14 protein-coding genes are annotated in these 12,774 nt (G+C 64.4%); 4 read left to right on the top strand and 10 right to left on the bottom strand.

Going from position 1 to position 12,774, the window contains the following annotated elements:
* Positions 1-29: 29 nt before the first annotated feature.
* The 4 genes from F624_RS32105 to F624_RS0103090 form a co-directional block, all read right to left on the bottom strand.
* Positions 30-524, bottom strand: coding sequence for a PaaI family thioesterase (locus tag F624_RS32105; RefSeq protein ID WP_019572797.1), 495 nt, complete (start codon positions 522-524; stop codon positions 30-32).
* Complete coding sequence (locus tag F624_RS0103100; RefSeq protein ID WP_019572796.1) at positions 521-2,035, bottom strand: class I adenylate-forming enzyme family protein; 1,515 nt, start codon at positions 2,033-2,035, stop codon at positions 521-523. The genes F624_RS32105 and F624_RS0103100 overlap by 4 nt, the downstream gene beginning before the upstream one ends.
* A 172-nt stretch (positions 2,036-2,207) precedes the next feature.
* Positions 2,208-2,939, bottom strand: a complete 732-nt coding sequence (locus F624_RS0103095) for an LrgB family protein (protein WP_019572795.1) — start codon at positions 2,937-2,939, stop codon at positions 2,208-2,210.
* A complete protein-coding gene (locus tag F624_RS0103090) occupies positions 2,929-3,288 on the bottom strand; it encodes a CidA/LrgA family protein (protein ID WP_019572794.1) in 360 nt (119 codons plus the stop codon). Before F624_RS0103090 ends, F624_RS0103095 begins: the two co-directional genes overlap by 11 nt.
* A gap of 319 nt (positions 3,289-3,607) precedes the next feature.
* On the opposite strand from F624_RS0103090, the gene F624_RS0103085 reads away from it, so the two are divergent.
* Complete coding sequence (locus tag F624_RS0103085; RefSeq protein WP_019572793.1) at positions 3,608-4,690, top strand: ABC transporter substrate-binding protein; 1,083 nt, start codon at positions 3,608-3,610, stop codon at positions 4,688-4,690.
* 407 nt (positions 4,691-5,097) lie between these two features.
* Here F624_RS0103085 and F624_RS33895 read toward each other — a convergent pair whose 3' ends face one another.
* From F624_RS33895 to F624_RS35640, 3 genes are all read right to left on the bottom strand, one after another.
* Positions 5,098-5,892 carry a TOBE domain-containing protein gene (locus F624_RS33895; RefSeq protein WP_031253914.1) on the bottom strand — a complete coding sequence of 265 codons (795 nt, stop codon included), beginning with the start codon at positions 5,890-5,892 and terminating at the stop codon, positions 5,098-5,100.
* 135 nt (positions 5,893-6,027) lie between these two features.
* Positions 6,028-7,065 (bottom strand): LLM class flavin-dependent oxidoreductase, encoded by a 1,038-nt coding sequence (locus tag F624_RS0103070; RefSeq protein ID WP_019572791.1) that lies wholly within the window; start codon positions 7,063-7,065, stop codon positions 6,028-6,030.
* Positions 7,066-7,221: 156 nt separating this feature from the next.
* Positions 7,222-7,911, bottom strand: coding sequence for a globin family protein (locus tag F624_RS35640; RefSeq protein WP_019572790.1), 690 nt, complete (start codon positions 7,909-7,911; stop codon positions 7,222-7,224).
* A 417-nt stretch (positions 7,912-8,328) separates the two neighbouring features.
* Here F624_RS35640 and F624_RS0103060 point away from each other — a divergent pair, with 417 nt between their 5' ends.
* From F624_RS0103060 to F624_RS34650, 3 genes are all read left to right on the top strand, one after another.
* On the top strand, positions 8,329-8,922 hold the full coding sequence (locus tag F624_RS0103060) for a GNAT family N-acetyltransferase (RefSeq protein WP_337955934.1): 594 nt from the start codon (positions 8,329-8,331) through the stop codon (positions 8,920-8,922).
* 507 nt (positions 8,923-9,429) lie between these two features.
* Positions 9,430-9,756 carry a hypothetical protein gene (locus F624_RS33205; RefSeq protein ID WP_019572788.1) on the top strand — a complete coding sequence of 109 codons (327 nt, stop codon included), beginning with the start codon at positions 9,430-9,432 and terminating at the stop codon, positions 9,754-9,756.
* Between the two features lie 466 nt (positions 9,757-10,222).
* Positions 10,223-10,570: a hypothetical protein gene (locus F624_RS34650; RefSeq protein ID WP_157443284.1), complete on the top strand. Its 348-nt coding sequence runs from the start codon at positions 10,223-10,225 to the stop codon at positions 10,568-10,570.
* Positions 10,571-11,611: 1,041 nt separating this feature from the next.
* Here F624_RS34650 and F624_RS0103050 read toward each other — a convergent pair.
* The 3 genes from F624_RS0103050 to F624_RS0103040 are packed head-to-tail and all read right to left on the bottom strand — an operon-like array spanning position 11,612 to position 12,755.
* Positions 11,612-12,187, bottom strand: a complete 576-nt coding sequence (locus tag F624_RS0103050; RefSeq protein ID WP_019572787.1) for a nitrogen fixation protein NifQ — start codon at positions 12,185-12,187, stop codon at positions 11,612-11,614.
* A gap of 28 nt (positions 12,188-12,215) precedes the next feature.
* Positions 12,216-12,527: a ferredoxin III, nif-specific gene (gene fdxB, locus F624_RS0103045; protein WP_019572786.1), complete on the bottom strand. Its 312-nt coding sequence runs from the start codon at positions 12,525-12,527 to the stop codon at positions 12,216-12,218.
* An 18-nt stretch (positions 12,528-12,545) separates the two neighbouring features.
* Positions 12,546-12,755 (bottom strand): CCE_0567 family metalloprotein, encoded by a 210-nt coding sequence (locus F624_RS0103040; RefSeq protein ID WP_019572785.1) that lies wholly within the window; start codon positions 12,753-12,755, stop codon positions 12,546-12,548.
* Positions 12,756-12,774: the final 19 nt, after the last annotated feature.

The raw sequence follows: 12,774 nt of genomic DNA, 5'->3' as shown, positions 1-12,774 counted from the left end.
CCTGGTCTTGTTGTCGAAATCAGGGCTTTTCAGCGCCGCGGCGCTGTGCTGCCAGCCGCTGCCGCAGCTGGTAAGGGCAAGGGCAGGTAGCGGAAGGTGCCCTGCCCCCGCGCCACCACCCGGCCTTCGGTATCGCTCACCACGGCGCGGCAGGTGGCCACCTGCTCGTCACAGGCCAGCAATTCGCCATCGCACACCAGGCTGCCCCGGCCGGGCTCGATGAAGCTGGTGTTCAGGTTCAGGGTGACCGCCGTGCACTGAAAATCCCGGTACGAGACCGCCGCACTGGCCATGGCCACGTCCAGCAGGGTGACCACCACGCCGCCGTGCACGGCGCCGATCACATTGCCCAGCTCTTCGCGGGCGTCGATGGCGAGGCGGGCCTTGCCGCCCTCAGAAAACTCACGCCGCATCTGCAGCCAGGCCATGAAGGGCACCTGGCTGAAGATCTGGCGCGGGTCAGCCCCCACCACCACCTGTGGGCCGGCCGTGGGGGTGGTCGCGTTGGGGAGGGGCCTGTTCATGCGGCCAGCTGCTGGCGCAGCACCGTCTTCAGCACCTTGCCGGCGGCCGACAGCGGCAGCGCCGGCACATGGCTCAGGCCGCGCGGGCATTTGTAGCCGGCCAGGTGTTCGTGGCACCAGTCGCGCAGCACGGGCAGCGGCAGTTGCTCGGGCGTGGCCCCGTCGGCCAGCACCAGCACGGCATGCACCACCTCGCCCCAGTGCGGGTCGGGCCGCCCGATGACGGCGGCCTGCGACACCAGCGGGTGGGCGCGCAGCACGCTCTCGACCTCTGCGCAGTAGATGTTCTCGCCGCCCGAGATGATCATGTCCTTGAGGCGGTCGACGATGTACAGATAGCCCTGCGCATCCATGCGCCCGGCATCGCCCGTGTGCAGCCAGCCGCCGCGCAAGGCCTCAGCACTGGCCTCGGCCAGACGCCAGTAGCCGCGGGTGACCATGGGGCCGCGCACGATGATCTGCCCCACCTGGCCCGCTGGCAGCTCGCGCCCGCTTTCATCGACGATCTGGATCTCGGCCCCCAGGCCGGCACGGCCAACTGAATTCAAACGCCCCTGGGCCAGGGCCGCCGGGTTGCGGTGGTTGTCGGGCAGGTTGATGCAGACCGCGCCAGCGGTTTCGGTGAGGCCATAGGCCTGGAAGAACTCGGCATGCGGCCAGGCCTGCAGGGCCCGCTCCAGCAGGTCGGGCGGCATGGGTGCGGCGCCAAAGGCAATGCGGTTGAGGCTGCGCACGCGCTCAGGTGCAAAGCCCGGGTCGTCCAGCAGCGACTGCAGCATGGTGGGCACCACCACCACATCGCTGATGCCGTGGCGCTCAATGGCCTCCAGCACCGCCGCTGGTTTGAAATGCGCCATGGTCACGCAGGTGCCGCCCACCAGGGTCTGGCCCACCAGGCGGCCCAGCCCGGCCACATGGAACAGGGGCGCCACCAGCAGCGAGACCGAATCTGGGGCGTTGTTCAACTCGGCCCCGCGCGTCATCGAGGCGGTCCAGAAATTGGCGTGGCTGAGCATCACGCCCTTGGATCGGCCCGTGGTGCCCCCGGTGTACAGGATGGCGGCCAGGGTGTCGCCACCGGCGCGCACATCGGGCAGGGCCTGCAGGCCCTGGGCCTCTTGGGCGAGTTGCTCAAAGTCGATCACAGGCAGCGGCAGCTCGCGCACCAAGCCTGCCAGTGCCTCGTCCACCACCAGCAGGCTGGCCTCGCTGTCGCTGACGGCATAGGCCAGTTCGGGTGCGCTCCAGCGCACGTTCAAGGGGCAGGCCACGGCACCCAGCCACCAGCAGGCCAACAGGGCCCGCACCAGACGGTCGTGGTTGGGTGCGAGCAAGGCCACGCGGTCGCCGGCCTTCACGCCACGGGCCTGCAGGGCCGCCGCGTGCTGGCCCGTGTCGCGCAGCAGCTCGGCAAAGGTATGGGTGCGCACATCGCCGTCGCCGACATGGCGCAGGGCGGGCTTGTCGGGGTGTCGCTGCAGTGATCGGTGCAGGCCTTGGGTCAGGTACACGGTGGTCGCTACTCGGGTGAAGGGTCGATCGGAGGGTGTGAGCGCCAAGCGTAGGCAGCCCTGCACAGCCCGCCAATGGCTGGATTGACCAATGCGCTTGGCGAAAAACGACACGCCCAGCCCCGCCCCGGCGCCCCGGCGCCGGGCTCCAACCCTCAGCCCCGGGAGCGCCTCAGCCCGACACCCAGCGCAGCACCACCGGGATCAGCGTGGCCCCCAGGATGCCGTGCAGGCCCATGCCCAGGCTGGCATAGGTGCCGGCGGCCGGGTGCACGCTGAAGGCCCGCGAGGTGCCGATACCGTGCGCGGCCACCCCCAGTGCAAAGCCGCGCTGCCACCACGCCGTGACCCGGCAGGCATTGAGCACATAGCGCCCCAGCACGGCGCCCAGGATGCCGGTGGTGACGGCGAACACCGCCGTCAGCGTGGGCGAGGCCCCGATGCGCTCGGCAATGCCCATGGCAATCGGGGCGGTGACCGATTTGGCGAACATGGCGCGCACCAGGGCCGCATCGGCATGGAGCAAGCTGAGCACACCCACCGCCACGGCGATCGAGCACACCCCGCCCGCCGCCAGCGCCAGCAGCAGCACGCCAAAGCGCCCGCGCAGCGACGACCAGCCCTTGTAGATCGGGATGGCCAGCGACACGGTGGCCGTGCCCAGCAGAAAGTGCACAAACTGCGCCCCCTCGAAGTAGCGCGCATAGGGCATGTCGGCCAGGGTCAGGCCCAGGGCCACCACCAGCAAGGCCAGCAGCACCGGGTTGGCCAAGGGGTTGCGCCGGCTGCGCTCGTAGCAGAACAGCCCGAAGGCATAGGCCCCCAGGGTGAGCAGCAGCGCAAACAGCGGGCTGCCCGCCAGATACACCCAGATCTCGTGGATGTGGGGCAGATCAGGGCGCATGCTCGTCCTCCGGGCTGGGGCGGGCCACAGCCTTGAGCACCAGCGCCGTCACCGCGATGGTGGCCGCCACGCTCAGCACCAGGGCCAGCCCCAGGGCCAGCGCGTTCGCGGCCAGCAAAGGCAGGTACATGATGACGCCCACCGAGGCCGGGATGAACAGCAAGCCCAGGTGCTGCAGGATGCCGCTGCCCACCAGATCGATGCTGGCCGGTACCGACCCGCGCAGGCCCAGGAAGGCCAGCAGCAACACCAGGCCCAGCACCGGCCCGGGGATGAAGGGCAGCGCAAAGCGGCTGCACAACTCACCCAGCGCCTGGAAGGCCAGCAGTTGCAAAAAACCATGGATCACGGGCGCTCCTTGTGGGGTGGGCAGACAGCGCCTTTATAGCGCGCTCACCGGCGGGGCACGCCACGCGAGGCGATCGCTTGCTGATTTTGTAATGTCCTCATTCAGATTCAGTCGTTGGGGCAAAGGCGCCCATTCCATACGCTGCAACCCATCAAGGGGGCGTGCATCGGGTCTGCAAGTGAACTTGACTGGCCTGGGCCTGTCGGCCTTCAAGGGCGCGGGCCACCGCTTGGTGTGGCGCCACCTGGCGACAGCCCGTGTCATCCCAGGCCACCCATCCCAGGTCGCCCCCATCCGTCTTACCCTTCAAGGACCCCGCATGGATCTTCATCGCAGAGACATCGTCAAATCAGCCCTGGCGTTCGCGGCTGCAGCCCAGGGTGCCGGCGCCTGGGCCCAATCACCAGCTCCCGTGACCACCATCCGCCTGGGCGTGGCCCAGCCCGCGATCGGCAACCCACCGGGCTTTTACGGCAGTTCGATCTCGATCGCCCACGCCAAGGGCTGGATCGAGCAGGAGTTCAGCCGCGACAACATCAAGATCGAGTGGTTCTTCTTCAAGGGGGCCGGACCGGCCGTGAATGAGGCGCTGGCCAACAAGCAGCTGGACTTTGCCTTTCAGGGCGATTTGCCCGCCATCGTGGCCAAGGCGGCAGGGCTCAAGACCCGGCTGATCCTGGCCACCGGCATCCGCTCCAACATCTACCTGGCGATGCCGCCGGACTCGCCCATCCAGTCGGTCAAAGACCTGCGCGGCAAACGCGTGGCCATCTTCAAGGGCACCAATGCACAGCTGCCCATCAACCGCCTGCTGGAGGCCAACGGCCTGACCGAGAAAGACCTGCGCGCCCTCAACCTCGACACCGCTGCAGGCAAGGCCGCGCTGGCCAGCAAAGACATCGACGCCTTGTTCGGCGGGCTCGATCTGATCTCGCTGCGGCTCAATGGCACGGCGCGCATCGTGTATTCGAGCAAGGGCGATTCACCCATCTTCACGCGCCAAGGCCATTTGCTGGTGACGGACGAGTTCGCCGGGGCCCAGCCCGCGCTCACGCAACGCCTGGTCAAGGCCGTGGTGCAGACCGCCCGCTGGGCCTCTGACGACCTGAACCGCGACGAGGTGTTCCGCATCTGGGCACGCACCGGCTTCCCCTACGAGGTGTGGAAGGAAGACTACGACGGCGAGCCACTGCGCGTGCGCTTCAACCCGCAGTTCGACCCCTTTCTGGTGGCCCGCTACAAGGACGCGGTCGAGCAGGCCTACAAGTTCAAGCTGACCCGCGCCAAGTTCAATGTCGATGGCTGGATCGACACCCGCTTTCTGCAAGCCGCCTTGACCGAGCTGAAGTTGGAGAACTACTGGCCCGTGTACCAGGCCAACGGCAAGATTTCAGGCGTGTGAATGGAGGGGCGCCAGCCACCTCGACTGATTTTGGAAATGCGCTGCCGATTCCCACCTATGGATATGCAAATGGCTTCGTTCACCGGCAGCCTGGCGGCACAGATACTGAATCCATGCGCTGAGTATCGAGTTGAAACAACGCGGTGGTCAGCGCAGCTCCATAGCTCGCGGGGGTGAGCTTCAGTTCGACGAACACATCGTCGGGCTTTTGATCTGGCCGTCAGGTGAATTCATCTGACGGCCATTTTTTTAGGCTGCCGCGCTAGATCTGAAAGCGCGCCCCCTGGAGGGTGGCGGCTTCAGGCCTTGGCACAGCCAACCGTGAATCCACTCAGCACGCCCTCAGCGGATGGAGCTTTGGGGCGCCTCTTCTTGGGTGGCGCCATCGAGGTCATGCGCCCCCACCCTCAATCCACCGCCACAGCCACCATCACCGAATAGGCCTTGAACACCGCCGTGGCGGCCTGGCCTACCTGCAGGGCCAGGGCGTCCACCGCGTCGTTGGTGACGCTGGCGGTCAGGTGCATGCCGCCGGGCAGGGTCAGCACCACCAGCGAGGACACGGCGCCGCGCTCCACCCGCGACAGGGTGCCGGCAAACTGGTTGCGCGCCGACAGGGCATAGCCGCCAAAGTCGGTCACCAGCACCACGGCCGACGATTTGATCATCACGATGGCAGCCTTGCCCAGGGCCAGCTTGAGGCGCTCGGCCGCCTTGCTGGTCAGGGTGGCCACCACCTCATGGCCGCCGGCGATCTGCACGCAGACCTGGGTGGTGACGGGGCCGCTTTCGATGGCCGTGATGCTGCCGGCGAACTGGTTGCGTGCGGTGGTCTTCATGGAAACGCTCCTTAAAAGCCCGGCGAGTGCCGGTTGCTGGGTGAGCCAGGCCTCTTGCTGGCGCAAGAAGGCGGCTTGTTGGGTTTGCAGATGGCGCCACGCGGCCAGCAGGCCCAGCGAGGCCGGCGTGAGGCGGGTGCCCCCGCCGCCACGCCCGCCCACCACGCGCTCCACCAGGGGTTCGTGCGCCAGCTTGGCAGCACTCTCCAGAATCAGCCAGGCGCCTTTGTAGGTGTAGCCCGCGGCGCGGGCGGCGCGGTTGATCGAGCCCGTGGCGTGCAGGGCCTCCAGCAGCTCAAAAAAACGCCCATCGAGGCGGCCGGCCAGCCTCAGGTCGCCACTGAGCAAGGTTGAATCAGCCATGCACCCCCTCGGTTGCCGCGCCGGCGCAGAGCGCCGGGCATGGCAGGCAGGCAAGGGCAGCAGTGGGCAGGGGCATGGGGTGGCAGGCAAGGCCAGCGAAGGACTCTTGCAAAAACTGTTGCCGTGACAGAGCAATCACTGGGCCAGGCCTTTTTGTCGCATTTCCGACATGAACAGGCCCAGCGCCGCGCGAGCCTGGGCGGGCTCATGGGCGGCGGGCTTGAGCAGCAACAGGTGCGGGCCCAACAAGGCCTGCAGGCGCTGCACCTGGGCCAGGCACTGGGCCGGGTCGCCGATCACGGCGTTGGCCAGGATCACCTCGTCGGGCGCATCGGGCTCGAACATGGGCGGGCGCTTGCCCGGCGCAAACTGCACCCCCATCTCCAACGGGTAGGCGCGCACCCCGGCCAGGCCACGCGCCAGAGCCTGCCCAGGGTCGGCCTCGCAATGAAAGAAGCGCGCGATCGCAAAGCGCAAGTCACCCTGCCGGACGCGCTGTGCCTGCACCACCTGGGCCACCTGCGCCAGATCGGACGAAGGCGTGGCCATCAGGCCGTCGCCATGCTCAGCGGCCAGTTCGCAAGAGTCAGGGCTGAGGCTGGCCAGCCACACCGGCACCGGTCGCTGCAGCGGCTTGGGCTCAAGCCGCAGGCCGCTGACCTGGTAGAAGCGACCCGAAAAGTCAACGCCGCCCTCGCCGTCCGCCCCGCTCTGTGCGGGGGCCCACAGCCGCCGGATCAGCGCCAGCGCCTCATGCAGATGGGCCCGGGCCTCGTCGGCCGAGGCCAGGCCCACCTGGCGGTACTGCTCCGGAAACGGCCCGCCCCGCCCCACGCCAAACTCGATGCGGCCCTGGCTCAGCAAGTCGAGCGTGGCCACCTGCTCGGCGATGCGCACCGGGTCGTTCAAGGGCAGCAGGGCCGCCCCGGTGCCCAGGCGAATCCGCGTGGTCAGCGCCGCAATGTGGCCCAGCAACACCGTGAGGGCGCTGCCAATGGCAAAGCCGTTGTGGTGGTGCTCGGCCAGCCACACCGATTCGTAGCCCTGAGCCTCGGCCGCCACGGCCGTGTTCACCAGTTCATGCAAGGCGCCGGCCGGGTCGTGGTGTGGGTCTTCCACGTTGAGGAACACGCCCAGGCGGGTAAGGCCCGGTGTGGGCAACAAAAACGACATTTGCGACAAAGACGACACAGGCAGACTTTCTGAAATTCGAGCCATGGCAGCCGCCAGGCACGCGCCAGGCAAGCGCCAACGCGCCACCCGACCCTGGAGGGCACCAAGAGCAATCAAGCATCGGACACGGCAGCCATTCCGCAAGAACCGCGCCGCTCAGGCATCCAAGGGGGCCGTGTTGAGAAACCAGCTGCGCACCGTGTCGTACGGGTAGCGGCTGAGCCCGGCGTGGCGCGCCTGCGGTGCCAGCAGGTGCACCGACAGGGGCTCGGCCCAGTTCCAGTAATCGGCCCGCAGGCCAGGCGCCAGGCCGGCATCGTCCATGGCGTGCCAAAGCTGCACCAGCCACAGCTCGCGGCCCGGCGGGTCGAGCAGCAGAGGCAGGCCATAGCCGGCCTGCAGACGGCTGTGGCGCTGGCTGTAATACAGCGGCCCGCCGCAAGACTCGACCACAAAATCGGCCACGCGCTGCGCCACGCAATCAAAACACGGCCCGGCGGGGGCAAACAGCGGCGTGTTGCGCAGGCGCGCCATGTGCAAGGCCACCAGCCGGCGCAACCCCTCTTCGTTGCACAAGGCCAGCAGCCGGTGCGGCGGCTGGGGCAGCTGGGGCAGGCGCTGGTGCAACGAGCCGGCCGGCGGGTCGGGATCGCCCTGCCAGCCCCCACCGCCACGGCCACTGCCAGCCGTGCCCGCCGCCCCCCGTGGCCACACCAGGGTCTGGTAACTGGCCCGCGAGCACGGGCTGTAGCGCGCGCTGGGCCCCTCGGCAGCCGCGCCGGGGGTTGCTGGCAGGCCGGTGCGTTCATGGGGCGTGGCGGTGTGTTGGGGTGCGGAGGCGTTCATGGCGTGTCGGCTTTGTCAGGGTTGGCACAGGGCTTGTCGCGTTTATGTAGCGCGCTACATAGGTCGATGAAGCATTGCAAGCTGTGTGCCTGGCTCCAGCGGCTGGGGTGCCAACACAGCACCACGGCGCAACCCGGTGGCTGTCGCCCGAACGCCGTCCACCATGATCACCTGCCCGGCATGCCACTCTCACGAGACCGTTGAAGGCCAATTGCTGCCTTCCGCCGACGATGGCGCCACAAGCTACTTCTACCCGAGCGGGCTCAAGCTTCTGGCGTTCAAACGATCTGTCGCCCTTGAAAATGGGCAGCAGTTCAGGGCCTGTACGGCGTGTGGGCCTGTGTGAAGCCGGGTTTCAGCGGAGCAACTCAAGAGGCTTTTGGAGCGGAGTGGGAAAGGCAGTGCTGGGTGATCAGAATGGGTGACCACTTGTGCGGCGGGCCTGTCAGCAAGCTTGGTTGTGGGTCAGAATCCGGCCAGGAGCAGCCATTCAAGCTTCGACTTCACAAAATGGAACGCACCCTGAGACTGACATTTCGACGGCTAACCCCAGGAGATATGTCCTTCATCTTGGCGATGGAAGCAGACCCAGAGGTGATGAAGCACACCACCGGCCGTATTGAGCCGACGGCCGCCAGACAAGCAGAGTTGCTGAACGCGCTCGCCGCCATGCCGGAAGCAGGCCTTGGTCACTGGTGTGTGGAGCATCAGGCTAAGCCAATCGGTTGGGTCAGCCTTACGCCATTGGAGGCGACTGGTCGTATCCAACTGGCATATCGATTCGTCCGAGATGCCTGGGGTCAGGGTTTTGCAACCGAAGCGGGCGAAGCTGCACTTGAGCATGCCCGAACAAAACTGGGTCTGGATGAGTGTGTCGCCATTGTCTGGCCAGCCAATAAGGCATCCGCACGGGTCTTATTCAAGCTGCGATTTCGGAACGAAGAGAGGGCTGCGCACTACGGGCATGAGGTCAACGTGCTCTCCTGCTCTCTGAGAGCAGCGGTGGATTGAACCGCTGCTTCGGGACCACCAGTGGCATCATGATGTGGGACAGAATTCGGCCAGAAGCAGCCCCCAACCTGACGGTGTATTGCACCACGAGCCAGCCACTAATGCTCACTTTCGACTGCCGTGTTCGAAGACTATTTTTCCCTTCAACTTGCGTTCTCGAAGCAGTACGCATCCAAATCCCGCGTGGCTTTAAGTGAAGCGATAGACCGCTGCACCAACCTGCGACGTCGATTTGGTTTGACCGGACCGAACGGGGAAGGCCCTTGGCGAACTTTTCTCGCTTGCGTCGACCAATCAGCCACAGACAGAGACGATGCTGTTCTATCTATGTGTTCGAAGCTCTACGCTGACAGACCCGTGGTCAGCCAGGGTCCAGCCTTCGGTTGTTTCTCATACGACCCACCGAACGCATCAGGAATTCTCCGGCTGCACTTCGTTCCCCCAGAGAGCGTCGAAGCCAGTCCGCTGGCATCAGCGAACGTTGAGGCCAGGTTGAGCGAACTTCGAATGATGTTCGAGCACATCCGTCGCCAAGAGCGCCATGCGACCGTCGTCATGGGCATCTCTTGGCTGTACAACATCGAAGCCTACAAGCGCTTGTTTCCCGAAAGATATGTCGAATCCGTGCGCACTCCCGCGTTTTCAGTTCACCTGAATGGAACTTCGACCTGGGGGCAGGTGCTCGACTGGCGCCAGGCCGTGAAGCCAGCGATGCGAGGCTCTATTCTGGCCCGCTTGTCGGACTTGCGAGTTGAGGCGCCTTGGGCAGTTTTCCCTTATCGAGCGCTTGTCGCGAACTGTGAAATGGCGGTCTTTCACGACTATTTCACCTGAAATCATGACCGCTATGGGCGTCGCCGGCTGGCCGCTCTGGGCCAATTCTGTTGAAAAACTCCCTACCTCCGTCTTGAGCGATGTTTTTGGGGGTGCCTTACCCCTTCCCGCATGTGAGATCGTCGATCCTAGGGCGATCTGAGAGGTCGATTTTTTTGCCAACGTGGGACTCTCGGGAACTTCCGAGTTTTTCAACAGAATAGGCCCAAAGACGCCGTTGAACAACGCCACCCGGAAGCTGACGTTGATTCACGGCCCGCTGGCTCACAGGCCAAACGTGCTGTTGGAATGTCCGGCCTCGGAGCAACTAACCTGAGCAGAATCCCAATAAGCATTTAATATGCCAATCGACACGAACCCACGCCTGCAGGAGGCGGCTTCGCCGCGGATGGTTGTGGTCCGGCTATTTTCACGCTAGGGCTCGTCACCGCACTGGCGCATCTCCTATTGAAAGAGGGCACATCGAATGAATCTCACGACAGAACTGGGCGAGTTCAACCGTCGCATGGCGCATGCCTTAGCTGGCACTTTTGATCCATCTGTGAAGCCAGTGCAGTCCGAAGAGGGAACTCTGCTTTTTCGCGGCCCGATTCCGACCAGCGATGATCCTAGGCACATCGGAACACACGTCGCCGTATCGTTGGAAAATGAAGTCAAGGCCGCACTGGACGCATCAACGCCAGATGAACGCGAAGCAATGATTGAAAACCTCGTTTGCAGCCTGTCGACGCAAGTCCAAGCGCAATACCACTCCAGCAAGATTGGGCCATATGCGTTGGATGTCGTTGGCACAATCCGTATCGTCCAAGGCTAGAGTTCTTGCGTATGGCTTGATATTTTTAGAAATTGGGAGTTGGCCGCCATCCTTAGGCGACGGCTGGCAATCCCCGGCGTGGTGGTAATCACGTCGTCAGGCGGGAAAGAGACGTGACGACAACGCCACACAACCTCGTACCCGTCAAAGCCCACGCCCCGCAGGCAGGATCACGATCATTGGTGAGAGCAATGTGGCGCGGGCGTCAAGGCCGATGCGCTGCGGTGTACCAACTGCCCAGCTGTTTTCACAAAAGACTCTCGCTGGCGAGTGATGAATCGGGGAAGCAGTTGATGCCGGGACCAGCTCGGCAACCGATTTAGTGAAAGCCCGCACCCGATGACAAGCATCTTCGACACCAAAATTCAATTGGGAGGCAGTGATAAATGAAACATCGAAATACCGTTTTTTCGATCATCTTAATATTGATTTTGGCCGTGGCTGCAAAATCAATACACCATCCAGGAATCAATATTTGGCTCCAAATATCAGCCATACCAACATTCTACATATTGGCAGTCATTATTATTTTTCGTTCTAAAAAACGCTGGACCACCCTGCTTTGGAGTGCGCCCATTTTGATATATCTAATTAAAGATCTGTATATATTTATATTTGGAATGATATTCGCCTTTATTACCCTCTTTTCATATAAATTTGGATAAATCAAGGCAGCCAATATCATTCTGTCATTTTCAAATATTTTCAAATTAAGAACGGCTAACGCTACTCACTTCTGAAGGCCTGCGGAGCATTTATGCTCTGCGTCCCCGTGGCCCGACATCCCGTAAGCAAAGAACTGCGGCAGCAGCTATGCCGTTCGCTGAACTCGGTCGTTAAGCGTCCGCTTTCGTCAGCCATCATCGGCCGCTATTGGCCGTTCTCAGTCATCGTATCAGCCCCCCCTCTGAAGCCTTCAAGCGACACTCGAGTCCAGAAATACACCAGTGTCAGCATAAGACCTGCCCAGAACACACACCTGTGGCCTGGACACAGAAGCAACCCATAAAGCCGGCAAAATCGCCACCGCCAGCTTATCCCCTACTCCGGCCCAAAACACACCCCCTGATCCGCACACACCGCACAACTGGGCGCGCGGCAGATGAACAGCTCATGGCGCAGGCAAAGCTGTTTGTAGAAGAACTTCTTCCACTTCATGTTCTGGTGGTTCAGCGCCGCCAGGGTGGGGAACCAGGTGGCGATAAGCGCTGAGAGTTCGGCGCGTGAGGGCAGTGCCAGGTCTTGCCACAGGTGGTTGTTGCCCAGGCAGGCGCAGGCGATGGCGTGGGCCACGGCCTCACGCTCGGCGGGGGTGCCCGCGGCCAGGGCCATGTGTTCGCGCAGCAGGGCCAGCAGGTCGTCCACCTCGTCTTGCCGGGGCTCGGGGCGGTGGGCTTGGGCCAGGGCGGGCCAGTCGAGGCCCAGCAGGTGGTCGGCGCCCGGGAACCAGCGCTGCAGCGCCAGCCGGGTGGGCTCGGCGCCCAGGCCGCTCAGGGGCAGCAGCGCCAGGCCGTGGGTTTGCCAGGCCTGGCCCAGCACGCCGGCCAGGGCCAGGGCGGCGGGCTCCAGCGGGTCGGCGCTGGCGCACGACAGCAGCAGGGTGCGGGGGGTGCTCATGCGCGGGCCCGGTGATGGTTGCGCAGGCTCACACCGAGGCGGCGGCGTGGGTGTAGCACTTCTTGGGGCAGATCTTGGCGCAGGCGGTGCAGCCGATGCACAGCTCCTGGTGGGCGATGGTCATCACCTTTTTCTCGTACTCGTCGTCTTCGTCGTCGTCATCGCCGGCCAGGTGGATGCGTTCGCCGTCTTCGTCCAGCCCCACCAGTTCCAGCACGCCACGTGGGCAGACGCGAAAGCAGCGGCCGCAGCCGATGCACTTGGCTTCGTCGAGGCTGGCCACAAAGGTCGGGGTCCATTGCGCGCCGCTGGGCAGGGTGACCTGAAAGTGTTCGCTCATGGTGGGCTCCGGGCAGGGTCAGGAGGTGGCCTGGGCCGCCTCGCGGCGGGCGTCCATCAGGTCGGCGTGGGCGCGGTGGCAGCGCTGGGCCACTTCGAGAATGCGCTCCCAGCCGGTGGGCAGGTCTTCCGACAGATCGTGCAGATCCATCTTGGCCTGGGTGGCCTGGGCGTTGAGCTTCTTGATGCGCGCTTTGAGCTCGTCGGCGCGGGGGTCGGGCGTGGTCATGGTCGGGACATTGATAAGG

The sequence above is a fragment of the Curvibacter lanceolatus ATCC 14669 genome (assembly GCF_000381265.1).
GTDB classification, from domain to species: Bacteria; Pseudomonadota; Gammaproteobacteria; order Burkholderiales; family Burkholderiaceae_C; genus Curvibacter; species Curvibacter lanceolatus.
This window is presented reverse-complemented; position numbering and strand designations above follow the sequence as displayed.

Coding starts and splice junctions, on each gene's coding strand:
- fdxB (WP_019572786.1), bottom strand. CDS start 12,527: ATGAGCGAACACTTTCAGGTCACCCTGCCCAGCGGCGCGCAATGGACC.
- F624_RS0103085 (WP_019572793.1), top strand. CDS start 3,608: ATGGATCTTCATCGCAGAGACATCGTCAAATCAGCCCTGGCGTTCGCG.
- F624_RS34650 (WP_157443284.1), top strand. CDS start 10,223: ATGAATCTCACGACAGAACTGGGCGAGTTCAACCGTCGCATGGCGCAT.
- F624_RS0103060 (WP_337955934.1), top strand. CDS start 8,329: ATGGGTGACCACTTGTGCGGCGGGCCTGTCAGCAAGCTTGGTTGTGGG.
- F624_RS0103070 (WP_019572791.1), bottom strand. CDS start 7,065: ATGTCGTTTTTGTTGCCCACACCGGGCCTTACCCGCCTGGGCGTGTTC.
- F624_RS33895 (WP_031253914.1), bottom strand. CDS start 5,892: ATGGCTGATTCAACCTTGCTCAGTGGCGACCTGAGGCTGGCCGGCCGC.
- F624_RS32105 (WP_019572797.1), bottom strand. CDS start 524: ATGAACAGGCCCCTCCCCAACGCGACCACCCCCACGGCCGGCCCACAG.
- F624_RS0103040 (WP_019572785.1), bottom strand. CDS start 12,755: ATGACCACGCCCGACCCCCGCGCCGACGAGCTCAAAGCGCGCATCAAG.
- F624_RS35640 (WP_019572790.1), bottom strand. CDS start 7,911: ATGAACGCCTCCGCACCCCAACACACCGCCACGCCCCATGAACGCACC.
- F624_RS0103050 (WP_019572787.1), bottom strand. CDS start 12,187: ATGAGCACCCCCCGCACCCTGCTGCTGTCGTGCGCCAGCGCCGACCCG.
- F624_RS33205 (WP_019572788.1), top strand. CDS start 9,430: ATGATGTTCGAGCACATCCGTCGCCAAGAGCGCCATGCGACCGTCGTC.
- F624_RS0103095 (WP_019572795.1), bottom strand. CDS start 2,939: ATGCGCCCTGATCTGCCCCACATCCACGAGATCTGGGTGTATCTGGCG.